This window comes from Nocardioides aequoreus (genome assembly GCF_000720335.1).
GTDB classification, from domain to species: Bacteria; Actinomycetota; Actinomycetes; order Propionibacteriales; family Nocardioidaceae; genus Marmoricola; species Marmoricola aequoreus.
In genome coordinates this window covers 485,093-510,126 of sequence record NZ_JOJN01000001.1, presented here as the reverse complement: position 1 = coordinate 510,126, position 25,034 = coordinate 485,093, and the positions used below count along the sequence as shown (strand labels likewise).

The following is a 25,034-nucleotide window of genomic DNA, read 5'->3' as shown; positions in this document are numbered from 1 at the left end:
GCTGCACCACCCGGTCGAGCGGTGGGTCAAGCCCCACGAGTTCGTCGAGCTCTCCGAGGAGGCCACGCAGATCGGCTTCGCCGGGGTCATGAGCGGGCCCCTGGTCCGCTCCTCCTACCGCGCCGGTCGGCTCTACCAGCAGGCCGTCGAGGCCCGCGCGAGCACGCGGTGACGGCGCCCACCGCGCCCACGGCGTACGACGTGGAGGTGCTGCGCCGGCCGGTGCCGGTGCCGGGCCAGGTCGACGTCGACGGCGTGCGAGCGGCCTTCGACGGCCTGCGCAACGCCGTCCCCGGCCGCCGCACCCTGCTCGTCGGCAGCTGCGAGCCCACCGCCTCCTTCACCCGCCGCGACGCCCTGCTGCCCGGCTACGACGCCGCGCGGCGTACGGCCCTCGAGCACGGCTACGCGCCGGTGCTCCGGCACGTCGGCGGTCACTTGGCGGCGTACGGGCCGCAGTGCCTGGTGCTGCACGCCTGGAGCGCCGACGCCGAGCCGGCACGCGCCGTCACCCGTCGCTTCGCCGTGCTCGGCCAGGCCGTCGCTGACGGCCTCGCGGCCCTCGGCGTACAAGATCCGCGGCTGGGTGAGCTGCCGGGGGAGTACTGCGCCGGCCGCTGGAGCGTCAACGCCGGCGGCCGCCACAAGCTGGTGGGCACCGGCCAGCGCACCAGCCGCCACGGCTGGGTCTACTCCGCGGTCGTGACCGTCGACGGCAGCCACGGGCTCACCGACCTGCTCGCCGACTGCTACCGCGACCTCGGCCTGCCCTTCGACCCGGGCACGGTCGGCTCCGTGGCCGACCACCTGCCGGGGATCACCCGGCACCAGGTGGCAGAGGCCCTCGTCGCGTCGCTGCGCCGCTCCCTGGCGCGGGAGCTCTAGACCCGGAGACGACGAAGGGAAGCGAGCCGCGGCTCCCTTCCCTCTCCAAGGTATAGCCGCCCACGGGGCTTGCGGCAAGACCCCGGTGGGGGTGCAGGATCACCGGCCGTGCCGAGCCATCCCGCGCCGCAGAGCGCCTTCCACCTGCCCGAGCGGCTCGCCCCGAAGGGCGTGCCCGAGCTGGTGCGCGCCGACGAGCGTCACTTCGCCGACGTCGCCCGGACCCTCGAGGAGTCGGTGGCCGACCTCGAGGAGCGGATCGACGCCGCTCGCCTCGGGGCCGCGGGCTTCAACCAGGAGCTGATGGACCGCGACCTGGAGATCCACCGCCTCACCGCCCGTCTGCGCACGCTGCGTCGCTTCGGGCTCGACCTGTGCCTGGGGCGGATGGTGCCGGTCGAGGGTGAGCCGGTGTACGTCGGTCGTGTCGGGCTCGCGGACCGGGACGGGCGCCGGCTGCTGGTCGACTGGCGCTCGCCGGCGGCCGAGCCCTTCTTCGGCGCCACGCACGCCGAGCCGATGGGGCTGTTGAGCCGTCGGCGCTACCGGTGGACGCAGGGGCGTGTCGGCGACTACTGGGACGAGGTCTTCGACGCCCGCGCGCTCGAGGAGGGTGGTCATGCCAGGGCCGCCCTCGACGACCAGTCGGCCTTCGTCGCCAGCCTGGGCAGCAGCCGCTCGGCACGGATGCGCGACGTGCTCGCCACGATCCAGGCCGACCAGGACGCCGTGATCAGAGCCGGCTCGCGCGGTGCCCTCGTCGTCGAGGGTGGGCCGGGCACCGGCAAGACCGTCGTGGCGCTGCACCGCACGGCGTACCTGCTCTACGCCGATCCGCGGCTGGGGCACCGGCGTGGTGGTGTGCTCTTCGTCGGGCCGTCTCGGCCCTACCTGGCCTACGTGGCGGACGTGCTGCCGAACCTGGGCGAGGAGGGGGTGCGGACCTGCACGCTGAGAGATCTCGTGGGGGACCTGGTGGGGGACGACGTGGACGACGAGCCGGACCCGGCGGTCGCCGCGCTCAAGGCGACGCGGCAGCTGGTGGAGGCCGTGGAGCCGGCGGTGCGCTTCCACGAGGAGCCGCCGACCGAGGGCATGGAGGTCGAGACCCCGTGGTGCGACCTGTGGCTCGGCGCCGACGACTGGGCGGAGGCCTTCGCCTCGGCCGACCCCGGCGTGCCGCACAACGAGGCGCGCGACGAGGTCTGGGAGGCGCTGGTCGCGATCCTGCTCGACAAGGCCGACGAGGAGGACGTGCCGTCCGAGCAGCTGCGCCGGGCGCTGGCCCAGCACGACGAGCTGGTCGACCGCTTCACGGGGGCCTGGCCGCTGGTCGAGCCCACCGACCTCGTCGGCGACCTCTGGTCGGTGCCGGCCTACCTCCGGCTCTGCGCGCCGTGGCTCGCGCCCGACGACGTACGCCGGCTGCAGCGCGCGGACCCGCAGGCGTGGACGACCAGCGACCTGCCCCTCCTCGACGCCGCCCGGCTGCGGCTCGGCGACCCGGACGCGTCACGACGCCGCCGCCGGCAGGAGGCCGCCGCCCGGGCCGAGCAGGAGGAGCGGGCACGGGTGGTCGACCACCTGGTCGAGACCGACGACTCGGAGATGCAGCTGATGTCGATGCTGCGGGTGGGGGACCTGCGGGCGGCGCTCGTCGATCCCGACGCCGCACCGGGTGCCGACCCCGACCTGCTCGCCGGGCCCTTCGCGCACGTGGTGGTCGACGAGGCCCAGGAGCTCACCGACGCCGAGTGGCAGATGCTGCTGCGCCGCTGCCCCTCGCGCAGCCTGACGATCGTGGGCGACCGCGCCCAGGCGCGCCGCGGCTTCACCGAGTCGTGGGAGGAGCGGCTCCGACGCGTGGGGGTCGACCGGGTCGGGCTGGCGACGCTCACCGTCAACTACCGGACGCCCGCGGAGGTGATGGAGGAGGCGACGCCGGTGATCCTCGCCGCGCTGCCCGACGCCAACGTGCCCACCTCGGTGCGCCGCAGCGGCGTACCGGTGCGGCACGGGCGGGTGGCCGAGCTGGACGACGTGCTGGCGGAGTGGCTCGCCGCGCACGACGAGGGCACCGCCTGCGTCATCGGCACCGCCCCCCGCCCCTCCGACGCACGGGTCCGGTGGCTCACGCCGACCCTGGCCAAGGGGCTGGAGTTCGACCTGGTCGTGCTCGTGGAGCCCGAGCGTCTCGGCGACGGCGTCGAGGGCGCCGTCGACCGCTACGTCGCGATGACGCGCGCCACGCAGCAGCTGGTGGTGCTCTCCGCGGAGTGAGTGGCCTCAGCCGATGCGGCCGTGCAGCGACTCCGGGTCGGGGCGACCCTGCTCTGCGAGCAGCGCCTTCGCCTCCTCGATGCCGCCGTCGCAGTCCCAGAGCAGGACGCCGCGCACGGCGTCGTCGTCCAGGTAGTAGACGACCACGGCGTTGCCCCCGCGCTCGTCGACGACGGTCTCCAAGGAGGCGTCCATGGTGCCGACGGCCTCGTACCAGTGGTCGAAGAGGTCGGACCAGAACATCGGGGTGTAGTCGTAGGTCTCGTCGGCACCGGCCATCACCCGGCCGGCGACCTCGCCCATGTGCTCGGCGTTGTCGACGTGCTCGACCCGGCGCAGGCCGAGGAGGCGGTCGGGGTACTCCGCGACGTCGCCCGCGGCCCACACGTCCGGGGCGGTGGTGCGCAGGTCGGTGCCGACGCGGACGCCGCCGTCGGAGGCGGTCTCGACGGTGTCGGGCAGGAAGTCGCTGGCCGGCTCGATGCCGAGGCCGAGCACGACGACGTCGACCTCGAGGGCGGTGCCGTCGTCGAGCCGCAGCCGCACCCCGGCGTCGTAGGTCTCGGCGCCCGTGACGCTGGTGCTGCCGCGCACCGTCACGCCCGCCTCGGTGAAGGCGTCCTCCACGGTGCGCGCGATGGAGGGCGGGTAGACGTGGCCGCCGAGGACCTCGCCGGGGTGGACGAGGGTGACCGTGCAGCCCTGCTGCACCAGCGCGGCGGCGACCTCGGTGCCGATGTAGCCGCCACCGACGACCGCGACCCGCGGCTTGTCGGCCACCAGCGCGCGCAGGTGCTCGTAGTCGGCGAGGGTGCGGTAGTAGACGACCCGCTCGCCCGCGGGCACCTCGGCGAGCTGCCGCGGCCGGCCGCCGGTCGCGACCAGGAGCTTGTCGTAGCCGAGCACGCTGCCGTCGTCGCAGGTGACGGTGTGACCCTCGGTGTCGACGGAGACGGCGCGGACGCCGAGGTGTACCTCGGCACCCGACTCCTCGAGCCCGCCCAGCCGCTGCTCGTCGATCGTGGTCTCCGGGTTGAGCCAGAGGTCCTTGGAGAGCGCCGGCCGGTAGACCGGACCGGTGAGCTCCTCGCCGACGACGCCGATCGACCCCTCGGCGTCCTCGTCGCGGAGGGCCTTGACGGCCGCGTCGGCGGCGACGCTCGCGCCGACGACCAGGTAGCGGTAGTGCGAAGAGGTCATGGATTTCCCGTGCCCGGCTGCGGCAGCCTGACACCTTCCGCTCGGCTACGGTGCCGTGGGGGACTCACCGAGGGAGGGTGGTCGACAGTGCTGTCGGACATCGAGATCGCCAACGCCGCCACGCTGCGGCCCATCCGCGAGGTCGCTGCCGAGACGCTCGGCATCGACGAGCAGCACCTGGTGCCGTACGGCCACTACAAGGCCAAGGTCGACGTCGGCTACCTCGCCTCTCTCTCCGACCGGCCGCTGGGCAAGCTGGTGCTCGTCACCGCGCTCTCGCCGACGCCGCCGGGGGAGGGCAAGACCACCACGACGGTGGGCCTGACCGACGCCCTGCACGGTCTCGGCCACCGCGCGGTCGCCTGCCTGCGCGAGCCCTCCATGGGGCCGGTCTTCGGCATGAAGGGCGGCGCCGCCGGCGGCGGCTACAGCCAGGTCGTCCCGATGACCGACATCAACCTGCACTTCACCGGCGACTTCGCCGCGATCGCCGCCGCCAACAACCTGCTGGCCGCGCTGATCGACAACCACGTGCACCACGGCAACGAGCTCGGCATCGACGTCCGGAGCGTCACCTGGAAGCGCGTGGTCGACATGAACGACCGGGCGCTGCGCCAGGTCAACGTCGCGCTCGGCGGGCATGCCAACGGCTTCCCGCGCGAGGACGGCTTCGACATCGTGGTCGCCTCCGAGCTGATGGCGATCTTCTGCCTTACCGAGTCGTGGGCCGACCTCAAGCGCCGCATCGGCGACATCGTGGTCGGCTACACCCGGGCGATGACGCCGGTCACCGCCCGCGAGCTCGGCGCCGACGGCGCCATGGCCGCGCTGCTCCGTGACGCCCTCGCGCCCAACCTGGTGCAGACCCTCGGCGGGGCACCCGCCTTCGTGCACGGCGGCCCCTTCGCCAACATCGCCCACGGCTGCAGCTCGGTCATGGCCACGCGCGCCGGTCTGCGGCTGGCCGACGTCGTCGTCACCGAGGCCGGCTTCGGCGCCGACCTCGGGGCGGAGAAGTTCGTCGACATCAAGTGCCGCAAGTCGGGGCTGCGCCCCGACGTCGCCGTCGTGGTCGCGACGGTGCGGGCGCTGAAGTACCACGGCGGCGTCGCCCTCGCCGACCTCGGCACCGAGGACCTCGACGCCGTCGAGCGCGGCATGGCCAACCTGCGCCGCCACCTGCGCAACGTGCGCGAGGTCTACGGCGTGCCCTGCGTCGTCGCCGTCAACCGCTTCCCGACCGACACCGACGCCGAGGTCGCCGCGGTGGTCGACCACGTCGCCGCGGAAGGGGTGCAGGCCTTCCCCGCCACCCACTTCGGCGACGGCGGTCCCGGCGCCGAGCAGCTCGCCAAGGGCGTGCTGCAGGTGCTCGACGAGCCCTCGCCGTACGACTTCTCCTTCACCTACCCCGACGACCTCTCGCTGACGGCCAAGGTCGAGGCGATCGCGACGCGACTCTACGGCGCCTCGCTGGTCACCTGGGATGCGCGAGCGCGCCGGCGTCTCGAGCGGATCGAGCGCGACGGCTACGGGTCGCTGCCGGTCTGCGTCGCCAAGACGCAGTACTCCTTCTCCACCGACCCCACCTCGCTCGGCGCCCCCGACGGCCACGAGCTCCACGTGCGCGAGGTGCGGCTCTCCGCCGGCGCCGGCTTCGTCGTGGTGGTCTGCGGCGACATGATGACGATGCCCGGCCTCCCCCGGGAGCCCTCCGCCGCCCGCATCGACCTCGCCGACGACGGCACCATCCTCGGCCTGTCGTAGGCGACATGGTTGGACCCGCCCGACCTGGGCACGGGCCAGTCACCTCTCACCCTTTGGAGCTCTCGTGGTCATCGCCGTCATCGTCGTGCTGGTCGTCGTGCTGGCCGTGCTCGCCTTCCTCCTCCCCAAGCTCTCCCGCCACCCCCAGCGCGCCACGCAGAAGACCGCCGGCGCCGCGGGCAACACCGCCGGCAAGCTCCCCGGCCCGCTCGGCCGGTGGGGCCGCAAGCCCTTCGACTCCACCTCGAAGTGGGCCGGCAAGGGCGCTGCCGCCGGCCGCAAGGGCCGCCGCAAGGTCGACTGAGCTGGATCGCGTGGTCGAGGAAGGCGCGCAGCGCTCCCTGGTGGTCGAGGAAGGCGCGCTAGCGCCTGTCTCGAGACCCGGTGAGCTGACCTGCGTGCGGGGTCTCGACAGGCTCGACCGACAAGGGGCGGGTGGTCGAGGAAGGCGCGCAGGGCCGCCCGGGTGGTCGAGGAAGGCGCGCTAGCGCCTGTCTCGAGACCCGGTGAGGAGAGCGCCGCACAAGGGTCTCGACAAGCTCGACCGACAGGGGGCGGGTGGTCGAGGAAGGCGCGTCGCGCCTGTCTCGAGACCCGGTGAGGTGCGTGCGAGCAGGGTCTCGACAAGCTCGACCGACAGGGGGCGGGTGGTCGAGGAAGGCGCGCAGCGCCTGTCTCGAGACCCGGTGAGGTGCGCAGGCGTGCGGGGGTCTCGAGACGGTTGCTGCGCAACCTCCTCGACCACCCGGGTGGTGGGCGCGCAGTTGGTCAGCGCCAGGTGGCGAGGGGTGCCCGCCTGACAGGGACGCCGGTGTAGGTCTTGCCCTGCGGGCTGAGCCAGTCGTAGGTGCCGTCGCGGCGGGCGTAGCTCCAGCCGGCGTGGGTCTTGGCGCGGTGGTGGCGCCTGCAGAGCGGCGCGAGGTTGGAAGGGCGGGTCTGGTCGGGCGGACCGGAGGGGTCGTACGCCGCGATGTGGTCGAGGTCGCAGGAGCGCGAGTCGCGGGTGCAGCCGGGGAAGACGCAGGTCGCTTCGCGCAGGATCGCCTGCTCGCGCATCGCCGGAGTTGGGTCGTGGCGGTCGACGGCGTGGTCGGCATCGAGGTCGATGACAGGTCGGACTCGGACGGCGACGCCGTCCACGGCGTGGCGGGCGAGCCAGCCGGCGAAGAGGTCGGTCGACAGCGCGCCGAGTCGCTCGATCACTGCGACGCCCTGATCGTCGGCGAGGTCTGATGGGGTGAGGTGCACGCTCAGATCGAGGGTGCCAGCGGCTCGAGGTCGGGCGTCGGTGGTCTCCCCGGTCATGAGGTCGAGCGCGTGCTGTGGGTCGGCGAGGACACCGACGGCCTTGGCGCGGCGGACGTCGAGGGCGTCGGTGTCACCCAGCTCCTTCAGCTCGCCGGCGAGTCGTCCGACGGTGTGGTCGAAGGCGATCGCATCCGGGGTGTCCAGGGTCAGGTGGAGGTCGGTGACGCCGGGGGCGCGGCCGTCGCGCTGCAGCCACACCCCACGACGTGCGGCAGCGGCTTCTTCGTCGGCGTGGGCGCGGTCGGGGTCGGCGTGGAGCCGGGCTTCGTGGACCAGTCGGGCCGCGCCAGCGGTGGAGAGCTGGTCGAGCTGGTCCGGGACGGCGCAGAGCAGCCGGTCGGCGTGCAGCGCGGCGTCGAGGCTCAGGTCGCGGGTCTCCCGCGAGATCGCGCGGGCGCGCCACACCGGGATGTGCCCGGCGCACATCAGCTCCCACAGCCGCGGGAGCCGGAAGGCGAGCTCGAGGGTGTCGCCGAGGAGTTGCTGGGCGTGCTCGACCGGCCGGCCTAGCGCGGCAGCGAGCTCGAGTGGTGCTGCTGCGGCCACGAGCGGGGCGCCGCCGCCGGCGAGCGGGAGAGGTCCGCCGACACCGTCGCCGAGCACCAGGCCGTCGTCGCCCCAGCCGGCGTAGGAGGCACCCTCCGCGGCGGGGTGGAGCAGCGCCCACTCCAGCGCGAGCCTCAGCTGGCGCACCTGGGCCTCGTGCTCCTCGGCGCGGGCCGCGACGAGGACGTCGAGGACCTGTCGCTTGGGGAGGTGGGGGTGCGGCTCCATGGAGTGATTCTACGTGGTGGCACTGACAATAGAACGTGCGTTCGAAGATCTGTGGACAAGTTCGCGGGCTGGGTTGCGGGGTCTCGAGACGGTCGCTGCGCGACCTCCTCGACCACCCGGGGTGTGGGGCGTCAGGAGCGGGCGAGGTCGACGAAGAGGCGGTGGATGCGGTGGTCGCCGACGAGCTCGGGGTGGAAGGCGGAGGCGAGGAGGCGGCCCTGACGGACCATGACGGGGTGGTCATGGGCGCGGGCGAGCACCTCGACCGCGGGTCCGTGCTGCTCGACCCAGGGAGCACGGATGAAGACGGCGTGCACGGGGGAGTCGAGGCCGACCACGTCGAGGTCGCCCTCGAAGGAGTCGACCTGGCGGCCGAAGGCGTTGCGACGCACGGTGACGTCGAGGCCGCCGATCGTCTGCTGGCCGACGACACCGTCGAGCAGCCGGTCGGCGAGCAGGATCATCCCCGCGCACGAGCCGTACGCCGCCAACCCGCCGGCGAGCGCCTCGCGGAGCGGGTCGCGCAGGTCGAAGGCGCGCAGCAGCCGGTCCATGGTGGTGGACTCGCCGCCGGGCAGCACCAGCCCGTCGAGGTCGTCGAGCTCGGCGGGTCGGCGGACCAGGCGGGTGGTGGCGCCGCAGGCCTCGAGGGCGCGGACGTGCTCGCGGACGTCTCCCTGGACGGCGAGGACCCCGACGAGCGGTCCCGCCGTCACCAGCCGCGCTCGGCCAGCCGGTGCGGCTGCGGGATGTCGTCGACGTTGATGCCGACCATCGCCTCGCCGAGGCCGCGCGAGACCTTGGCGATGACGTCGGGGTCGTCGTGGAAGGTGGTGGCCTCGACGATGGCCGCGGCGCGCTGCGCGGGGTTGCCGGCCTTGAAAATGCCGGAGCCGACGAAGACGCCCTCGGCGCCGAGCTGCATCATCATCGCGGCGTCGGCGGGGGTGGCGATGCCGCCGGCCGTGAAGAGCACGACGGGGAGGCGTCCGGCCTCGGCGACCTCGCGGACCAGGTCGTACGGCGCCTGCAGCTCCTTCGCGGCGACGTAGAGCTCGTCGTGGCTCATCGAGGAGAGCCGGGAGATCTCGGCGCGCAGCGTGCGCATGTGGGTGGTGGCGTTGGAGACGTCGCCGGTGCCGGCCTCGCCCTTGGAGCGGATCATCGCCGCGCCCTCGGTGATGCGCCGCAGCGCCTCGCCGAGGTTGGTGGCGCCGCAGACGAAGGGCACGGTGAACTGCCACTTGTCGATGTGGTGGGCGTAGTCGGCGGGGGTGAGCACCTCGGACTCGTCGACGTAGTCGACGCCCAGGCTCTGCAGCACCTGCGCCTCGACGAAGTGACCGATGCGGGCCTTGGCCATCACCGGGATCGAGACGGCCTCGATGATGCCGTCGATCATGTCGGGGTCGCTCATCCGGGAGACGCCGCCCTGCGCGCGGATGTCGGCGGGCACGCGCTCGAGCGCCATCACGGCGACGGCGCCGGCGTCCTCGGCGATCTTGGCCTGCTCGGCGGTGACGACGTCCATGATCACGCCGCCCTTGAGCATCTCGGCCAGCCCGCGCTTGACGCGCGTGCTGCCGGTGCCGTCGTGGCCCTGGGTGGTGCCCGTGCTGGTGGTGCTCTCGCTCATGGGTCAGATCATCCTCCCGTGCGCGGGTGCCGCGCACCCCGGGTCAGCGGCGACGCCAGCGTGCGCGCCCGTGGCCGTCGCGGAGCGCGCCCCACGGGGTCCACCCGCCGCGCTCGGCCTCGGCCTCGGGCCGGGCGGCGAGCACGTTGCCGGCGTGGTCGGGGGTGGTCGGTCCGCGCAGGGCGATGCGGCGCACGAGGGGACCCACGAGGACGGCGTACGGGCCGGGCAGGTAGCGGAAGCCGGCGCGCACCACCCGGTTGGCCGGCCCCACCTGGACCGTGCGCCGCGGCCGCTGCAGGCAGCGCTCGATCGCCCGCGCGACGGCGTCGGGGCCGACGACGGGGGGCGGCGCGGAGCCCGGGCTGCCGGCGTAGGTGGCGGCCTGGTGGTAGATCGGGGTGTCGACCGCCCCGGGCACCACCAGGCTCACGTGGACGCCGCGCTGGCGGCGGGTCTCGAGCTGGAGCGCGCGCACCAGGGCGAGCTGCCCCCACTTGGCGGCGCAGTAGGCGCCCATGCCCGGCACCGAGATCTCGGCCAGCAGGGAGCCGACGACGACGAGCTGCCCACCGCCCTGCTCGCGGAAGCGGGGCAGCGCCTCCCGGGCGAGCCGTGCGGTGCCGTGGACGCCGACGTCGACGACCGAGGCGAGCACCTCCTCGGGCACCTGCTCGACGCTGCCGTAGGCCATGGTCTGCGCCGTCGTGACGACCGCGTCGACCCGGCCGTACGCCGCCGCGCACGCGGCGAGGGCCTCGGCGACGCCCTCGCCGGTGCCGAGGTCGGCGGGCGCGACGACGGCCGGTCCGGGCAGCGACGCCGCGACCTCCTGCAGCCGCTGCTCGTCGCGAGCCACCAGCACCAGCTGGTCGCCGTGCGCGGAGAGGCGGCGCGCGGTGGCCAGGCCGATGCCCGAGGTCGCGCCGACGACGACCACGGCGCGGGGGTGTGGCCGGGCGTGGGTGCGGTCGCGACGGGTCACGCCCGGGGAGTGCCCACCAGGGCGCCGGGTACCCCCCAGCGCAGCCCCGCTCCGACCGAGGAGCACCGCAGTGACCCAGCAGGACCACCCGCAGCATCCCCCGCGAGACGACCAGGAGGTCGACGTCCCCGAGCGACCCGTGCCCACTGCCCCCGTCACCCTCGTGACCGGCGCGTCGAGCGGCATCGGCCGCGCGACCGCGCTCGCCCTCGCCGCCCGCGGCCACCACGTCGTGCTCGTCGCGCGCCGGCGCGAGCAGCTGCGCGAGGTCGCCGACGCCTGTCGCTCGGCCGGAGGCACCGCCGACGTCGCGCCGTGCGACGTGGCCGACGACGGCGCGGTCGCCGCCGTGGTCGACGACGTGGTGCACCGCCACGGTCGCCTCGACGCCGTCGCGCACTGCGCCGGGCTGGTGACCTACGGCCGCTTCGAGGAGACCTCGCCCGACGACTTCGCCACGGTCGTCGACGTCAACCTCGGCGGCTCCGCCCACGTCTCGCGCCACGCGCTGCGCGTGCTGCGCCGGCAGCGTCACGGCACCCTCGTGCTCGTCGGCTCGCTGCTGGGCCACGTCGCGGTGCCCGAGATGACGGCGTACGTCGTGAGCAAGTGGGGCGTGCGCGCGCTGGCGCGCCAGCTGAAGATCGAGAACGCCGACCTGCCGGGGGTGCGGATCGCCTACGTCTCGCCCGGCAGCGTCGAGACGCCGATCTACGAGCGCGCGCTCGACGACGGGGGTCGGCGCAGCGTCGCACCACCGCCGGCCGTCAGCGCGGAGGTGGTGGCGGCCAAGATCGTGCGGCACCTCGACGCGCCGCGCCTGGGCAGCCAGACGGCGCTGACCAACTACGCGCTGATCGGTGCCTTCACCGCAGTGCCGGCGCTCTACGACCGGCTCGTGGGCCCGGGCTTCCGGCTGCTGTCGCGCCGCTGAGCCTGCGCACCGACGGCGGCCTCAGTGGTGGGCGGCGCGGTGGGCGGCGAGCACGTCGAGCCCGAAGTCGGACTCGGGGTCGCGCCACACGGAGTGGGCGTGGTTGGCCTCGCGCTGGGTGTTGTCCCACTCGACCAGCAGCCGTGGGCCCTGCAGCCGGTAGTAGTGCGGCGAGCCCGGCTCGAGGGGGCCGGCCCAGGCGAGGTGCACCGCGTCGAGCGCGGCGTCGTCGTACGCCGGCGCGACGCCTTCGGGCACCCGCCCGAGGTAGCAGCCCAGCAGGTCGCGCAGCAGCCCGCGCTGGCCGTGGTCGAGGTCGGCCCCCGCCACGCCGCGTGGCTCCTCGGTCAGCTCGACGGCGGCGTGGTCGGACTCCTCGAAGCCGGCCGCGTCGTCGATGCGGTCGCTGAGCGCCTGCAGCGCTGCCTGCTCGCCGTCGTCGGAGAAGCGCGGGCCGCGCCAGATGCCGGCGAGCGGCACCACCCGGTCGCCCGGGCCCACGGTGGTGCGGTTGGCGGTGACGAGGTCGGACGGCGGTTTCGGCAGCAGCACCGCGCGGGCGCGCAGCTCCTCGGGGAGCGAGCCCACCAGCTCGCGGGCGAGATCCTCGACCCGGCCGAGGGGGCGGTTGAGCGCGCCGCCCAGCAGGGGCGAGACGGCGGGGTCGGCGCCCAAGAAGCACGGGGTGGTGGCGACCAGCTCGCCTCCGACGACCAGGTTGTTGAGCGAGACGTGGTGACCGCCGAAGCGCCACCCCCACGGCCGCGCGCCGCCCGGATCGCCGAAGACCCGCAGGTAGTAGAGCCCCGGGTCGCGGCCCCGCTCGCGGTCGAAGCGCACGGTGAAGCCCTCGACGTGGTCGAGCACGTTCTCCAGCCCCATGGTCGTGGCGACCGTGACGTAGCCGGCGGTCGAGAGCCCGCTCGCGACGAGCCGCATCGCGCCGCGCTGCTGCGCCGGACGCTGCTGGTGCATGGTGAGGCCGCCGTGGTCGGTGGGGGTGTAGAACCAGCGCCGCCGCTCGGCGTCGCCGGCCTCCGACGGGTCGTCACCCGGCGGGTGGCCCTGCGCCGTACGCCGCTGCTCGTCGTCGAGCGAGCCGAGCCAGGCGGCGGCCGCCTCGGCCATGCGGTCGGCGGCCGCGCGTCGGGGATCGGTCTCCACGGCGCCAACGTAGGGCATCGCGCCGGCGCTGCCGACCGTCGTTCGCGCCCGGTGAGAAGACCCCTGGTGGTGCGGGCTACGCCGCCCCTAGCGTCCTGCCCACCTGACCGTGCTCACCCCGGGAGACCACCGTGCCGACACCCACCGACGACAACCGCGACCTGCTCACCGTGATCGCCTCCATGAAGGCCGCGCCCGGCAAGGAGGACGAGCTGCGCGAGGCGCTGCAGGCGCTCGTCGAGCCGACCTCGCAGGAGGAGGGCTACGTCAACTACGACCTGCACGAGAGCGTCGAGGAGCCGGGGACGTTCTTCTTCTACGAGAACTGGGAGTCCGCGGCGCACCTCGACGCCCACCTCGCCACCCCGCACCTGGTCGACTTCGCCGACCGGATGGGCGGGCTGCTCGACGGCGACGGCCTCACGATCAACCGGCTGCGCCGGATCGCCTGACCCGCATCTGCCCGGCCACCGCCGCCGCGCGGGGGTCGGGCTCGGCGAGCAGCCCAGTGACGACGCCGTCGCGGTCCGCCTCGGAGCGGTTCTGGCTGAGCTTGGCCTTGGCCTCGACCTGCTCCACCCGCACCTCGACGCCGACGATGCCGCGCAGCTGACCCTCGACGTACGCCGCCGGCGCGTCGTCGGTGCCCCACGGCTGAGGCCGGTGCGCCTCGTGGGCGTCGGTCAGGTCGTCGACGGCGCGGCGCAGCCACGCGGGGTCCTGGTGCACGCGGGCACGCCCGCGCAGCTGCACGACGGAGTAGTTCCACGTCGGCACGACGCGGCCGTGCTCTGCCTTGGCGGCGTACCAGCCCGGCGAGACGTAGGCGTCGGGTCCCGTGACCACGAGCAGCACGGAAGCGCCGTCGAGGTGCTGCCAGTGGTCGTTGGCGCGGGCGAGGTGCGCGACCACGACGTCGTCGCGCCAGACGACCGGCAGCAGGGTGGCGGCGGGATACCCGTCGGGGCCCGTCGAGACGAGCTGGGCCGACCCGACGGCGGCGACCGTGCGGCGTACCTCGGCCTCGTCGGCGACGGCGTTGAAGCGCGGGGTGTACATCTCGCTATCGTCCCAGGAATGCGTACCTCGGTCGCGACCGTCTGCCTCAGCGGCACCCTGGTGGAGAAGATGCACGCCTGCGCCGCCGCGGGCTTCGACGGCATCGAGGTCTTCGAGCCCGACCTCGTCGCCAGCGACCACAGTCCCGAGGAGGTGCGGGCGCTCGCCGCGCGGCTGGGGCTGACCCTCGACCTCTACCAGCCCTTCCGCGACTTCGAGGGCGTCACGGAGGAGCAGCTCGAGGACAACCTGCGCCGCGCCGAGGCCAAGCTCGCCCTGATGCAGCGGCTGGGCATCGACCTGATGCTGGTGTGCTCCAACGTCGCCACCGCGAGCGTCGACTCCGACGAGGTCTCGGCCGCGCAGCTGCGCCGGCTCGGCGAGCTGGCCCAGCGCTACGACGCGCGCATCGCCTTCGAGGCGCTCGCGTGGGGCCGCCACGTCGACGACTACCGCCGCTCCTGGCGCATCGTCGAGCTCGCCGACCACCCCGCGGTCGGGCTCTGCCTCGACTCCTTCCACATCCTGAGCCGGGGGCACGACCCCGCCGCGATCGAGGAGATCCCCGGCGAGCGAATCTTCTTCCTGCAGCTCGCCGACGCCCCCGACCTGTCGATGGACGTGCTGTCGTGGTCGCGCCACCACCGGCTCTTCCCCGGGGAGGGCAGCTTCGACCTCGCGGGCTTCGTGGCCCACGTGCTGCGCACCGGCTACGACGGCCCGCTGTCGCTCGAGGTCTTCAACGACACCTTCCGGCAGACCGACGTACGCCGCACCGCGACGCACGCGCTGCGCTCGCTGGTCTGGCTCGAGGACGCCGCCGCCGCGCAGGTCGCGGAGCCGCCGGCCGGCTCCGCGGGGTGGCGCCGCCTGACCCCCGCGCCCGCACCGACCGGCTTCGACTTCGTCGAGGTCAAGGGCGAGGACACCGGCGAGGTCGAGGTGCTGCTCGACCAGCTCGGCTTCCGCTTCCGCGGCCGGCACCGCACCAAGCCGGTCCGGCTCTGGACCGCCGGCGACGCCCGCGTCGTCCTCAACGAGCAGCAGGCCCGCGACCAGGTGCCCCACGTCGCCGCGGTCGGCTTCGACGTCGCGGACCCACGCGCCGCGGCCGCACGGGCCGGGGAGCTGATGGCGCCGCGGGTGCACCGGCGTACCTATGCCACGGAGCTGCCGCTCGACGCGATCGCCGCCCCCGACGGCACGGAAGTCTTCCTCTGCGTCTCACCGGCGGGCGCCGACGCGCCGTGGGTGGAGGAGTTCGAGGGCGCGGCGCAGGCCGTGGCGTCGCCGCTCGACGGTGCCCGCCTCGACCACGTCAACCTCGCGCAGCCGTGGGCCGACTTCGACGAGGCGGTGCTCTTCTACACCTCCGTGCTCGGCCTCGACGCCGAGACCGGCACCAAGGTCGCCGGCCCGCGCGGGCTGGTGCGCAGCCAGGTGATGCGCACCGCCGACGGCGCGGTGCGGCTGCCGCTCAACGTCGCTCCCGCCGCGACCGAGGGGCTGGCCCAGCACGTGGCGGTCGCCTGCGACGACGTCGTCGCGGTCGCGCGGCGCGCCCGCGAGCGGGGCACGCGCTTCCTGCCCGTCCCGGCCAACTACTACGACGACCTCGTCGCGCGCTACGGCCTCGCCGACGACGTCGTCGCCGAGCTGCGCGACCTCGACCTGCTCTACGAGCGCGACGCCGAGGGCGAGTTCGTGCACTTCTACACGCGCACCGTCGGCGAGGTCTTCCTCGAGGTCGTCGAGCGCCGGGGTCGCTACGACGGCTACGGCGCGACCAACGCCCCGATCCGGCTCGCCGCCCAGGGACGGACGTGACCGGGCGCACCGCGGCGGTGCCCTGATGGGTGCGGGCCACGGGCACGCCAGCGCCGCGGGACGCCACCGGTGGCGTCTCGTGCTCGCCTTCGGGCTCGTCGCGACCTTCTTCGTCGTCGAGCTGGTCGCCGGTCTCGTCTCCGGCTCGCTGGCCCTGATCTCCGACGCGGGCCACATGGCGGCCGACGTCGTCGCCCTCGGCGCCGCGCTGACCGCCACCCGCATCGCCACCCGGCCCGACCCGACCGGTCGCCGGTCCTACGGCTCCTACCGGGCCGAGATCCTCGCCTCCGGCCTGACGGTGCTCATCATGCTCGGGGTGTCGGCGTACGTCGTGGCCGAGGCGGTCTCGCGGCTCGGCAGCCCCGTCGAGGTGCAGACCGGCACCATGCTGCTCGTCGGCGGCCTGGGCCTCCTGGTCAACCTGGTCTCGATGCTGCTCCTGCGCGGTGGCGCCAGCGAGTCGCTGACGGTCAAGGGTGCCTACTACGAGGTGGTGGCCGACGCGGCCGGCAGCGTGGGCGTGGTCGCGGCCGGGCTGCTGGTGGTGGCGACGGGCGACGCCTGGTGGGACACCGGCGTGGCGGTCGCCATCGGGGTCTTCGTCGCCGTGCGCGCGGTGCTGCTCGGTCGCCAGGTGCTCGCCGTGCTGGGGCAGCACGTGCCGGCGGAGGTCGAGCTCGACGCGCTCGTGCGCGACCTCGAGGCCGTGCGCGGCGTCGCCGACGTGCACGACCTCCACGTCTGGGTGCTCACCTCGGGCATGAACGTCGCGACCGCCCACCTCGTCGTCGCGGGCGGTGCCGACGCCCACGCCGTGCTCCTGGAGGCGCAGCTGGTGCTGCGCGAGCACCACCACGTCGAGCACGCGACGCTGCAGGTCGAGGCGGCTCCGACGGCGCAGTGCCACGAGATCGACTGGTGACCGACGCCTCCCCGTCTTCGCTGGCCCCGGCTCATGCGTCGTGCCACCCTGGAGGTGCCTGACCAGCAGGCCGCCGGACGAGGCGCGTCGTACCCGGCCCCCCGACAAGACGATGCTCGAGGAGAGCGTCATGTCGTGGTTCGTGCTCGTCGTCGCCGGGGTGCTCGAGGCCGTGTGGGCCACCGCCCTGGGTCGCTCGGAGGGCTTCACCCGGCTCGGTCCGAGCGTCGTCTTCGTGGTCGGGCTGGTGCTGAGCATGCTCGGCCTGGCCTACGCGATGCGGGAGCTGCCGCTCGGCACGGCGTACGCCGTGTGGGTGGGGATCGGCGCGGTGCTCACGGTGGCCTGGGCCATGTGGGCGGGCGAGGAGCCGGTGAGCGCCGTGCGGGTGCTGCTGCTCGCCGGGATCGTCGGCTGCGTCGCCGGGCTCAAGCTGTTGCACTGAGCGTCGTCGTCCGGCTCCCGTGGTCGGCAGGCCACGGCGGCCGACCTCGGGTATGGTGGTGGAGGCGGCTGCCGCGCGTGGCCGTCGTCCTGTCGTCGGAGATGACCCGTTCGGGTCCGGCTCCGGCCCGATCCAAGCCCTCGGGCCCGACGGGACGCAGCACGGGGAGCGGGTCCGAGTGACCCGAGAGGGGTGTCCCGGCGACGCGTCGTACCGCCGCCGACGCCAGCAGAAGCGACGGAGCCAGTCGTGCCGGTCCGGGATCCGGACCCGCACACCGAGGAGGAGCCTGTGGCCCGAGGAGGCCAGCGCACGCAGCAGCGTCGCGGAGGACAGCGACGCCGCAACGGCGGCCACGCCGAGCGCGACAACGAGGGGATCATCCCCGTCCTCGCGCGCACCGTCCGCGAGGTGGAGAACGCCGTCGGCCGGGGGTCGGTGATGCCCTCGGTGCGCACGAAGTTCCAGGTCGTGGGCCTGCTCGCCCGCGAGGAGCGGGCGCGGGTCAAGGCCGACGAGACGCTCAACGACTCGCGCCGGGCCGAGCAGCTCAAGCGCCTCGACGGCATCGCCACGATCATGGCCACCACGGCCGCCCGCGACAGCACGCTCTTCACCCTGCTCGACCAGTCGGCCGAGATCAGCGACGCCGCCAAGCGGCTCAAGCGCGAGATGCTCGAGGCCGCCGGGCTCGAGGTGCCCGACGAGCCCGAGCCCGTGACGCCCGACGTCGTGCTGCCCAGCTCGCAGCGGCAGGTGACGCCGCAGTCGGTGGTGCAGCGACGTCTCTCCAACCCCTTCCTGGTGCCCGACTTCAGCACCGCCGAGGACCGTCGTCCCGCCGCCAAGCGGCTGGCGGGCTGGGAGCTGCTGGGTCCCCTCTTCCGCTCCTTCGAGTACGCCGGGGAGGGCGCGTCGGCCTGCATGGCGCTGCCCGAGGCGAGCGCCTTCAAGGCCCCCGACGGCCTGGAGCTGATGCCGCACCAGGCGCAGCTCGTCGCCGCCGCGGCCGCTGGCCACCGCACCTTCCTGCTCGCCGACGAGCCCGGCCTCGGCAAGACCGCGCAGGCGCTGCTCGCCGCGCAGGCGGCCGACGCCTTCCCGATGCTCGTGGTGGTCCCCAACGTGGTGAAGACCAACTGGGCGCGCGAGGCGGGCATCTGGACGCCGCAGCGCGAGGCCACGGTGATCCACGGCGACGGCCACGACGTCGACGGCTTCGCCGACATCGTGATCGTCAACTACGAGGTGCTCGACCGCCACGTGGGCTGGCTGGGCGACTTCGGCTTCCGCAGCATGGTGGTCGACGAGGCGCACTTCATCAAGAACAAGCAGTCGCAGCGCTCGCAGCTCGTGCTGCAGCTCTCCGAGCAGATCCGCTCCCGCACCGGGCGCCCGCTGCTGATGGCGCTGACCGGCACGCCGCTGATCAACGACATCGAGGACTTCCAGGCCATCTGGGAGTTCCTCGGCTGGATCGACGACAAGAAGCCGCTCGCGACCCTGATGAGCAAGCTCGAGGCGACCGGCATGACGCCGCAGGACCCGGGCTTCTACCCGGCGGCACGCCAGTGCGTGGTCGACATGGGCATCGTGCGTCGCCGCAAGGTCGACGTCGCCAAGGACATCCCCGCCCGTCGCATCGCCGACCTCCCCGTCGAGCTCGACGACGAGGCCGGGCGCTCCATCCGCGAGGCCGAGCGCGAGCTCGCCGCCCGCCTGGTGCGCCGCTACGACAGCGCCATCGCGACCCGCCAGTCCGGCCAGGTGGTCGAGGGCATCGACCACGACCTCGTGCGCCGCGTGGCCACGTGGGAGCGCGAGGACTCCGACTCCAGCAGCACCGAGAACGTCTTCGGCATGCTGCGGCGCATCGGCCAGGCCAAGGCCGGGCTCGCCGCCGACTACGCCGCGCAGCTGGCGCGCAACGTCGGCAAGGTCGTCTTCTTCGCCAAGCACGTCGACGTCATGGACACCGCCAGCCAGCTCTTCGAGCGCCGGGGGCTGCGCTACTCCTCGGTGCGCGGCGACCAGACCACCAAGTCGCGCCAGGAGCAGATCGACGCCTTCGTCAACGACCCCGACGTGAGCGTGATCGTCTGCTCGCTGACCGCCGCGGGCGTGGGGCTCAACCTGCAGGTGGCCTCCGACTTGGTGCTGGCCGAGCTGTCGTGGACCGATGCCGAGCAGACCCAGGCGATCGACCGCGTCCACCGCATCGGCCAGGACACCCCGGTCACCGCCTGGCGCATCATCGCCACGCAGACCATCGACACCCGCATCGCCGAGGTCATCGACCGCAAGGCCGGCCTCGCCGCCCGCGCGCTCGACGGCGCCGGCGAGGGCGTCGCCACCTCCGTCGACGTCCAGCTCGAGGCCCTGGTCGGCCTGCTCACCGGCGCCCTGCAGGACCGCGAGGCGGCGTAGGGCGGCGTACGGCGCGGGGCCGGCGGCGTCGTTCGTCGCGGCGGCTTCGCCCGCAGGACAAGCCCTGGCCACGGCGTCCCGCATACTAAGTCGCGTGAGTTACCCGGTCATCGTGCTGTGGAGCGTGCCGCGCTCGGTCTCGACGTCGTTCGAGCGGATGGTGAGCGAGCGCGGTGACCACACCGTACTCGACGAGCCCTTCTCGCGGGCGTACTACTTCGGTCCCGACCGGCACTCGCAGCGGTACGCCGAGACGATCCCGCACAGTGCGGCTCGCGAGGTGCTGGAGGAGATCGAGGAGGCGGCCGAGGAGCGGCCAGTCTTCGTCAAGGACATGGCCTACCACGCGGTCGACCTGCTCGAGGCCGACGTGCTCGGCCGCTTCCGCAACTCCTTCCTGGTGCGCCACCCGTCGGGGGCGCTGCGCTCGCTGGCGCGCCGCTGGCCCGACTTCACCGACGCCGAGACCGGGTGGCCCGACCTGGGCCGGGCCGCCGACGTCGTCGAGGAGGTGGGGCAGCCGCTGGTGGTCGTCGACGCCAACCGTCTCTGTGACGACCCGGACGCCGTCGTCGAGCGCTGGTGCGAGCGGATCGGCCTCGACCACCGGCCCGAGACGCTGACCTGGGAACCGGGCATGCGCCCGGAGTGGGAGCTGTGGGAGGAGTGGCACGCCTCCACGTCGCGCACGACCGGCTTCGGCACGATGTCGCCCCCGCCGTCTCCCCCCGGCGACGACGAGCCCCGGCTGCAGGAGGCCTACGCCGACGCGCTCCCGGTGTACGAGCGGCTGGTCGCGCACGCGCTCTGAGTCGTCGCGCTCAGCCCCGCAGCGCGCGGAGGGCGAGGGCGCCCGTGACGGCGCAGTACGGCGTCCACACGGCGCGCTCGACCGGCGAGCGCGAGGCGGCGTTGACGAGGGTGCCGGTGCCGACGAGACCGACGACCCCGCGCAGCAGGCGGCGCCGCACCGGCTCGCTGGTCCCGTCGGCGGCGAGCGCGAGCGCCGCGGCGGCGTACGCCGCGCTCGCGACCCCGCTCACCGTGCGCAGCCGCGTCGGCAGCGGGCCGGGGTGCTGGCCGCCGTACGCCGCCCGCCCCCACGGGGCGCCGACCGCGAGGCCGGCCTGGAAGGCAGCGAGCCCACCGAGCAGCACGGCGGTGGGTCGCGCGGTTGTCATGCCAGCAGTCTCGCAGGGGTGCCGCCGTCTCCGCGGGCAGGACGTCGCCGCAGCCGGGGAACGCGTGCAGCCACGTGCGCGTCGTAGCGAGGTGATCTGCAGACGGGTCGTCGCCGCGGCGGTGCTCGGCGCCCTCGTCTCGGCCTGCTCGCCCGAGGCAGGCACCTCGCCCAGGGTGGTGCCGACGCCAGCGAGCTCGTCGTCCTGCCGGCCGATCGACGTCGGCGTCTTCCGGACCGTGAGGTACGACTATCAGGCCATCGCGTCGTGGGAGCAGCTGCTCGCGCAGTACGACGGCATCGTCGTCGTCGGGCGGGTGGGTGGCTACACCGAGAGCCTGCGCCGTCACGTGGTGATGCGCATCGAGGTCGACCGCGTGCTCCGCGACAGCGGGGAGCCCGTGGTCCAGGACGGCGCGGCGTACCTGGCCTTCTGGCGCGGCGCCGAGGAGGGCGGCTCCGGCAGGCAGGTGTTCGATGCGGGTGACTTCGCCGAGGCGGTCCCCTCCGGGACCCGGCTGCTGGCGGTCGTCTCCGCCGCGCCGCCACGCCTGCAACGGCGCGCCGACCTGGCCGCGGGCGGGGTGCTTGGACAGTCGGGGATCCAGGGCCTCTTCCTCGACGGGTGCGGCGCGCTGGTCGGTGCGAGGGACCACCTGATGCCGTCAGGGCCGGAGTTCGGCAGCTACGACGCGCTCGTCGCCGCCGTCGAGCGGCTCACCCGAGGAAGTCGAGGAGGGCCCTGACCGTCTCCTCGGGACGCTCCTCGGGCAGGAAGTGACCGCAGTCGAGGGCGTGGCCGGTGACGAGGTCGGGGCAGGCAGCGTAGGAGCGCCAGACGTCGAGCACGTCGTAGGCACGGCCGACGAGCCCCTGCGCGCCCCAGAGGACGAGCAGCGGGCAGCCGACACGCAGGCCCTCGTCGTACGACGCCTCGTCGAGCGCGAGGTCGCTGGTCACCCCGGCCCGGTAATCCTCGCAGGTGGCGTGGATCGAGGCGGCGTCGAAGCAACGGACGTACTCGCCGACGGCGCCCTGCTCGAAGACGACGCCGTCGGCGGACCAGGCGGCCAGCTTGCTGCGCAGGTAGGTCTCGGCGACGGGCTCGATCATCCGCTCGGGGAGGTCGCCCTGCTGGGACAGGAAGAACCAGTGCTCGTAGGCGCGGGCCAGGGTCAGGTCGACGTGGTGAAGCACGTGCCGCGTGGGGGCGATGTCGAGCACGGCGGCGCGGGTGACGGCCTCGGGGTGGTCGAGGCAGAGCCGGTGGGCGACGCGAGCGCCGCGGTCGTGCCCGACGACGGCGAAGCGCTCGTGCCCGAGCGCCCGCATCAGGCCCACCTGGTCGGCGGCCATGGCGCGCTTGCCGTAGGTCTCGTGCTCGGGGTCGCCGTGGGGCTTGGCGGAGTCGCCGTAGCCGCGGAGGTCGGCCGCCACCACCGTGTGGTGCTCGGCCAGGGTCGCCGCCACCGCGTGCCACATGACGTGGGTCTGGGGGTAGCCGTGGAGCAGCAGCACCGGAGGTCCGTCACCGCCGACCACGGCGTGCACGGTGGTGCCGCCGACCTCGACGTCGTGCTCGGTGAAGCCGTCGAAGGCGGCGCGGACGGGAGGGAGCTCGCTCACGTGGCCAGGGTGCCCCGCCGTGCGCCGGCGTACGCGCGCAGGGTCAGCGGAGCACGGTGCGGACGGCGGTGGCGACCGCCCATGCGCGCCAGCGGTCGACCGACCACCCGAGCTCACGCGTCACGAGCACGTGCACGTCGAGGCCGAAGAGCACGAAGAGCTCCTCGGCGGCCGCGGTCTCGTCGAGATCGGCGCGCAGCGCACCGCGCTCGGCGAGGTGCGCGGCGAGCATGCCGTGCGCGGCGAGGGTCTGCCGCCGGTTGGTGCGCTCCTGCGCGTCCATGTCGGGGTCGCTCCCCGCCGCCTCGCGCACGACCCGCATGACGGGGACGATGCGCTCGTAGATCTCCTGGCTGACCTCGGCCCACACCTCGAGCGCCGACGCGGCGTCGGGGGCGTCCCGCATCCGTGCGACCCAGGGGCGCTCGAGCAGCGGGACCGGCTCGTCGTCGCCGGTCGCCGCGACGTCGACGACGTGCCTGAGCACGGTGCGCTTGTTGCCGAAGTGGAAGTAGACCGTCTGGACCGCGACCCCGGCCGCGTCGGCGATCGCCTGCAGCGTCGTGGCGGCGTACCCGTCGCGCAGGAAGAGGTCGCGGGCCGCCAGCACGATGCGCCGGCGAGTGGTGCGGGCGCGGTCGCCGCGGGGCGTGGGGGAGGAGGTCTTGACAGCGTCGGCCACGCGTTGGACTCTACTCTAGAGTCAACTCTAATTAGGTCTGCAGGAGGCCGACATGCCCGTGCTGAGAGGGATCCACCACGTGAAGCTCCCCGTGGCCGACGTCGGGCGCAGTCGACGCTGGTACGAGGAGGTCCTCGGGCTCGAGGTCGAGATCGAGTTCGTCGAGGAGGGCGAGCTGCGGGGGGTCGCCCTGCGCGAGCCCGGCAGCGACCTCAGGCTGGCGCTGCGTCACGAGCCGGAGCGAGCCCGGGCCCTCTCCGGCTTCGACCCCGTGAGCCTCCTGGTCGGCACGCACGCCGAGCTCAAGGACTGGGCCGCGCACCTCGACGACCTCGACCAGCCGCACGGGGGCGTGGTCCAGGGGCACCAGGGGTGGGTGCTGGTCGGCCTGCGCGATCCCGACGGCGTGGAGCTGCGGCTCTACACCCTCGAGCGGCACGACGGTGGTCAGGAGCTGGGTCACGAGGGGGGATCGCGATGAGCTTCGACCCCCGCGGCTACGCACTCGCCGCCGACGCCGGAGAGCCCTGGTGGTTCCTCGACAGCCGCATGACGCTCAAGGCCACCGGTGAGGAGACGCACGGCGCCTTCACCTTCCTGGAGTGGCACGCGCCGGTCGGCTTCGGTCCGCCGCGCCACGTCCACCGCCGCGAGGACGAGGCCTTCTACCTCATCGACGGCGAGCTGCGCGTCGAGTGCGACGGTCGCACCTGGGAGCTCGGCCCGGGAGGCTTCGTGCTGCTGCCGCGCGGGCTCGAGCACTGCTTCGTCGTCACCGCCGGTCCGGTCCGGGGTCTCCAGCTGACCGCGCCGGCGCAGTTCGAGCGCTACGTGCGCGGGATCGGGCGCCCACCCGACGCCGACGGGCTGCCGACGCCCTCGGCGCCCGACGTGGCCGCCCTCGTCGCAGCTGCGGAGGAGCTCGCCATCGACATCGTGGGACCGCCGATGAGTCTCGACGGCGCGTGAGCCCGCCCGCGGCGTCGGCTCACGGCGCCAGGGTGGTCGCCCACGCCTGCGCCTCGGGGGAGCCGAGCAGGCCCGGCAGGCCGCCGGTGTGCAGCAGCACGGTGCGCTCGCCGCGGCGTACGTCGCCCTCCCGGACCGCGGCGGCGAGTCCCGCGAGGGCACGGCCGGTGTAGACGGGGTCGAGCACGAGGCCCTCGGTGCGGGCGGCCAGCAGCAGCGCCTCCCGCACCGGCGCGGGGAAGGTGGAGTAGCCGTCGCCGACCTGGTCGCGACGCAGCCGCAGCCCCGCGGTCGGCCCGCCCAGCTCGACGATGAGTCGGGCCACCCGCTCGAGCGGGTCGGGCACGGCGCCGGTGTCGACGCCGAGCACCCGCGCGGCGCCGAGTGACGCCACGAGTCCTGCCATGGTGCCGCCCGACCCGACGGCGACCACGACGTGCGCCGCGTCGGGCACCTGCTCGAGCAGCTCGTGCCCCGCGTCGGCGTACGCCGCGGCGCCGACGGCGTCGGAGCCGCCGTACGGGATCAGCGCCGCGGTGGGGCCGAGCTCGGCGACGCGCTCGACCGCGAGCCGCTCGAGCGTCGGGGTGTCGACGTCGCCCGACCACCGCAGCGTCGCGCCGAACATCGCGTCGAGCAGCAGGTTGCCCGTCGGCGCCTCGGGCTGCTCGCCCCGCAGCACCAGCTCGACGGCCAGGCCCAGACGGGCGCCGGCCGCGGCGGTGACGCGGGCGTGGTTGCTCTGCGCGGCGCCGGTGGTGACCAGCGTCGTGGCACCGCGCTCGACGGCGGCGGTCGCGGTGCGTGCGATCTTGCGCACCTTGTTGCCGCCCGCGCCGAGGCCGAGCAGGTCGTCGCGCTTGACCCAGAGGTCGCGCTCGTCGAGCCCGAGCGCCACCGCCAGTCGCGGCGCGGGCTCGACGGGGGTCGGGTAGGTGCCGAGGGTCGCCATGATGTCGAT

25 protein-coding genes, 1 pseudogene and 1 riboswitch are annotated in these 25,034 nt (G+C 74.1%); of the genes and pseudogenes, 15 read left to right on the top strand and 11 right to left on the bottom strand.

Annotated features, from left to right (window positions below):
* The 3 genes and pseudogenes from IG63_RS22500 to helR form a co-directional block, all read left to right on the top strand.
* A pseudogene (locus IG63_RS22500) lies at window positions 1-172 on the top strand (lipoyl synthase); the annotation flags it as partial.
* A complete protein-coding gene (locus IG63_RS0102500; protein ID WP_051706061.1) occupies window positions 169-885 on the top strand; it encodes a lipoate--protein ligase family protein in 717 nt (238 codons plus the stop codon). The pseudogene IG63_RS22500 and the gene IG63_RS0102500, both read left to right, overlap by 4 nt.
* 108 nt (window positions 886-993) lie before the next feature.
* Window positions 994-3,165 (top strand): RNA polymerase recycling motor ATPase HelR, encoded by a 2,172-nt coding sequence (gene helR / locus IG63_RS0102495; protein WP_030482803.1) that lies wholly within the window; start codon window positions 994-996, stop codon window positions 3,163-3,165.
* Between the two features lie 6 nt (window positions 3,166-3,171).
* Here helR and IG63_RS0102490 read toward each other — a convergent pair whose 3' ends face one another.
* A complete protein-coding gene (locus IG63_RS0102490; RefSeq protein WP_030482802.1) occupies window positions 3,172-4,365 on the bottom strand; it encodes an NAD(P)/FAD-dependent oxidoreductase in 1,194 nt (397 codons plus the stop codon).
* A gap of 87 nt (window positions 4,366-4,452) precedes the next feature.
* Here IG63_RS0102490 and IG63_RS0102485 point away from each other — a divergent pair, with 87 nt between their 5' ends.
* Both IG63_RS0102485 and IG63_RS0102480 read left to right on the top strand, forming a co-directional pair.
* The gene (locus IG63_RS0102485) at window positions 4,453-6,132 is read left to right on the top strand and encodes a formate--tetrahydrofolate ligase (RefSeq protein ID WP_030482801.1); all 1,680 of its coding nucleotides are present in this window, start codon (window positions 4,453-4,455) and stop codon (window positions 6,130-6,132) included.
* A gap of 64 nt (window positions 6,133-6,196) precedes the next feature.
* Window positions 6,197-6,436 carry a DUF6411 family protein gene (locus IG63_RS0102480; RefSeq protein ID WP_030482800.1) on the top strand — a complete coding sequence of 80 codons (240 nt, stop codon included), beginning with the start codon at window positions 6,197-6,199 and terminating at the stop codon, window positions 6,434-6,436.
* Between the two features lie 464 nt (window positions 6,437-6,900).
* On the opposite strand, the gene IG63_RS0102475 is transcribed toward IG63_RS0102480, so the two are convergent.
* The 4 genes from IG63_RS0102475 to IG63_RS20355 form a co-directional block, all read right to left on the bottom strand.
* Entirely contained in the window at window positions 6,901-8,214 is a 1,314-nt protein-coding gene (locus IG63_RS0102475; protein ID WP_030482799.1) for an HNH endonuclease signature motif containing protein, read from the bottom strand.
* 131 nt (window positions 8,215-8,345) lie between these two features.
* Entirely contained in the window at window positions 8,346-8,930 is a 585-nt protein-coding gene (gene pdxT, locus IG63_RS0102470) for a pyridoxal 5'-phosphate synthase glutaminase subunit PdxT (protein WP_030482798.1), read from the bottom strand.
* Window positions 8,927-9,850: a pyridoxal 5'-phosphate synthase lyase subunit PdxS gene (pdxS, locus tag IG63_RS0102465; protein WP_030482797.1), complete on the bottom strand. Its 924-nt coding sequence runs from the start codon at window positions 9,848-9,850 to the stop codon at window positions 8,927-8,929. The genes pdxT and pdxS overlap by 4 nt, the downstream gene beginning before the upstream one ends.
* Window positions 9,851-9,893: 43 nt before the next feature.
* A complete protein-coding gene (locus IG63_RS20355) occupies window positions 9,894-10,835 on the bottom strand; it encodes an SDR family NAD(P)-dependent oxidoreductase (protein WP_211249172.1) in 942 nt (313 codons plus the stop codon).
* 70 nt (window positions 10,836-10,905) lie between these two features.
* Between IG63_RS20355 and IG63_RS21960 the strand changes: the two genes are divergently transcribed.
* A complete protein-coding gene (locus IG63_RS21960) occupies window positions 10,906-11,769 on the top strand; it encodes an SDR family NAD(P)-dependent oxidoreductase (RefSeq protein WP_211249171.1) in 864 nt (287 codons plus the stop codon).
* A 21-nt stretch (window positions 11,770-11,790) separates the two neighbouring features.
* Here IG63_RS21960 and IG63_RS0102450 read toward each other — a convergent pair whose 3' ends face one another.
* Window positions 11,791-12,933, bottom strand: coding sequence for a DUF3500 domain-containing protein (locus IG63_RS0102450; protein ID WP_211249170.1), 1,143 nt, complete (start codon window positions 12,931-12,933; stop codon window positions 11,791-11,793).
* 131 nt (window positions 12,934-13,064) lie between these two features.
* Between IG63_RS0102450 and IG63_RS0102445 the strand changes: the two genes are divergently transcribed.
* Window positions 13,065-13,385, top strand: a complete 321-nt coding sequence (locus IG63_RS0102445; protein ID WP_036194177.1) for a putative quinol monooxygenase — start codon at window positions 13,065-13,067, stop codon at window positions 13,383-13,385.
* Here the strand turns inward: IG63_RS0102445 and IG63_RS0102440 are convergent.
* Window positions 13,360-13,992, bottom strand: a complete 633-nt coding sequence (locus IG63_RS0102440) for an FMN-binding negative transcriptional regulator (protein ID WP_030482792.1) — start codon at window positions 13,990-13,992, stop codon at window positions 13,360-13,362. The two genes, IG63_RS0102445 and IG63_RS0102440, sit on opposite strands and share 26 nt — an antisense overlap.
* Window positions 13,993-14,010: 18 nt before the next feature.
* Between IG63_RS0102440 and IG63_RS0102435 the strand changes: the two genes are divergently transcribed.
* The 5 genes from IG63_RS0102435 (at window position 14,011) to IG63_RS0102415 (ending at window position 20,427) form a co-directional block, all read left to right on the top strand.
* On the top strand, window positions 14,011-15,819 hold the full coding sequence (locus IG63_RS0102435; RefSeq protein ID WP_030482791.1) for a bifunctional sugar phosphate isomerase/epimerase/4-hydroxyphenylpyruvate dioxygenase family protein: 1,809 nt from the start codon (window positions 14,011-14,013) through the stop codon (window positions 15,817-15,819).
* A gap of 25 nt (window positions 15,820-15,844) precedes the next feature.
* Window positions 15,845-16,744, top strand: coding sequence for a cation diffusion facilitator family transporter (locus tag IG63_RS0102430; RefSeq protein ID WP_030482790.1), 900 nt, complete (start codon window positions 15,845-15,847; stop codon window positions 16,742-16,744).
* A gap of 51 nt (window positions 16,745-16,795) precedes the next feature.
* A riboswitch (guanidine-III (ykkC-III) riboswitch) is annotated at window positions 16,796-16,863 on the top strand.
* Window positions 16,864-16,874: 11 nt separating this feature from the next.
* Window positions 16,875-17,189, top strand: coding sequence for a DMT family transporter (locus IG63_RS0102425; RefSeq protein ID WP_030482789.1), 315 nt, complete (start codon window positions 16,875-16,877; stop codon window positions 17,187-17,189).
* A 291-nt stretch (window positions 17,190-17,480) separates the two neighbouring features.
* The gene (locus tag IG63_RS0102420; RefSeq protein ID WP_030482788.1) at window positions 17,481-19,616 is read left to right on the top strand and encodes a DEAD/DEAH box helicase; all 2,136 of its coding nucleotides are present in this window, start codon (window positions 17,481-17,483) and stop codon (window positions 19,614-19,616) included.
* A gap of 94 nt (window positions 19,617-19,710) precedes the next feature.
* Window positions 19,711-20,427, top strand: coding sequence for a sulfotransferase-like domain-containing protein (locus IG63_RS0102415; RefSeq protein WP_051706059.1), 717 nt, complete (start codon window positions 19,711-19,713; stop codon window positions 20,425-20,427).
* A gap of 10 nt (window positions 20,428-20,437) precedes the next feature.
* On the opposite strand, the gene IG63_RS0102410 is transcribed toward IG63_RS0102415, so the two are convergent.
* Entirely contained in the window at window positions 20,438-20,797 is a 360-nt protein-coding gene (locus IG63_RS0102410) for a hypothetical protein (RefSeq protein ID WP_030482786.1), read from the bottom strand.
* Window positions 20,798-20,888: 91 nt separating this feature from the next.
* Here IG63_RS0102410 and IG63_RS0102405 point away from each other — a divergent pair, with 91 nt between their 5' ends.
* Window positions 20,889-21,542, top strand: a complete 654-nt coding sequence (locus tag IG63_RS0102405; RefSeq protein ID WP_030482785.1) for a hypothetical protein — start codon at window positions 20,889-20,891, stop codon at window positions 21,540-21,542.
* Here IG63_RS0102405 and IG63_RS0102400 read toward each other — a convergent pair.
* Both IG63_RS0102400 and IG63_RS0102395 read right to left on the bottom strand, forming a co-directional pair.
* A complete protein-coding gene (locus tag IG63_RS0102400) occupies window positions 21,514-22,422 on the bottom strand; it encodes an alpha/beta fold hydrolase (protein WP_030482784.1) in 909 nt (302 codons plus the stop codon). The two genes, IG63_RS0102405 and IG63_RS0102400, sit on opposite strands and share 29 nt — an antisense overlap.
* 43 nt (window positions 22,423-22,465) lie before the next feature.
* On the bottom strand, window positions 22,466-23,104 hold the full coding sequence (locus IG63_RS0102395; RefSeq protein WP_030482783.1) for a TetR/AcrR family transcriptional regulator: 639 nt from the start codon (window positions 23,102-23,104) through the stop codon (window positions 22,466-22,468).
* 52 nt (window positions 23,105-23,156) lie between these two features.
* Between IG63_RS0102395 and IG63_RS0102390 the strand changes: the two genes are divergently transcribed.
* Both IG63_RS0102390 and IG63_RS0102385 read left to right on the top strand, forming a co-directional pair.
* Entirely contained in the window at window positions 23,157-23,585 is a 429-nt protein-coding gene (locus tag IG63_RS0102390) for a VOC family protein (protein ID WP_036194174.1), read from the top strand.
* Entirely contained in the window at window positions 23,582-24,073 is a 492-nt protein-coding gene (locus IG63_RS0102385) for a cupin domain-containing protein (RefSeq protein ID WP_030482781.1), read from the top strand. Before IG63_RS0102390 ends, IG63_RS0102385 begins: the two co-directional genes overlap by 4 nt.
* A gap of 19 nt (window positions 24,074-24,092) precedes the next feature.
* On the opposite strand, the gene IG63_RS0102380 is transcribed toward IG63_RS0102385, so the two are convergent.
* Window positions 24,093-25,025: a pyridoxal-phosphate dependent enzyme gene (locus IG63_RS0102380; RefSeq protein ID WP_030482780.1), complete on the bottom strand. Its 933-nt coding sequence runs from the start codon at window positions 25,023-25,025 to the stop codon at window positions 24,093-24,095.
* Between the last annotated feature and the right edge of the window lie 9 nt (window positions 25,026-25,034).

Excerpts from the sequence above, each read along its gene's own strand:
- IG63_RS0102440 (WP_030482792.1), bottom strand. The coding sequence starts at position 13,992 with ATGTACACCCCGCGCTTCAACGCCGTCGCCGACGAGGCCGAGGTACGC.
- pdxS (WP_030482797.1), bottom strand. The coding sequence starts at position 9,850 with ATGAGCGAGAGCACCACCAGCACGGGCACCACCCAGGGCCACGACGGC.
- IG63_RS0102475 (WP_030482799.1), bottom strand. The coding sequence starts at position 8,214 with ATGGAGCCGCACCCCCACCTCCCCAAGCGACAGGTCCTCGACGTCCTC.
- IG63_RS0102430 (WP_030482790.1), top strand. The coding sequence starts at position 15,845 with ATGGGTGCGGGCCACGGGCACGCCAGCGCCGCGGGACGCCACCGGTGG.
- IG63_RS0102425 (WP_030482789.1), top strand. The coding sequence starts at position 16,875 with ATGTCGTGGTTCGTGCTCGTCGTCGCCGGGGTGCTCGAGGCCGTGTGG.
- IG63_RS0102435 (WP_030482791.1), top strand. The coding sequence starts at position 14,011 with ATGCGTACCTCGGTCGCGACCGTCTGCCTCAGCGGCACCCTGGTGGAG.
- IG63_RS0102385 (WP_030482781.1), top strand. The coding sequence starts at position 23,582 with ATGAGCTTCGACCCCCGCGGCTACGCACTCGCCGCCGACGCCGGAGAG.
- IG63_RS0102380 (WP_030482780.1), bottom strand. The coding sequence starts at position 25,025 with ATGGCGACCCTCGGCACCTACCCGACCCCCGTCGAGCCCGCGCCGCGA.
- IG63_RS0102390 (WP_036194174.1), top strand. The coding sequence starts at position 23,157 with ATGCCCGTGCTGAGAGGGATCCACCACGTGAAGCTCCCCGTGGCCGAC.
- IG63_RS0102490 (WP_030482802.1), bottom strand. The coding sequence starts at position 4,365 with ATGACCTCTTCGCACTACCGCTACCTGGTCGTCGGCGCGAGCGTCGCC.
- IG63_RS0102410 (WP_030482786.1), bottom strand. The coding sequence starts at position 20,797 with ATGACAACCGCGCGACCCACCGCCGTGCTGCTCGGTGGGCTCGCTGCC.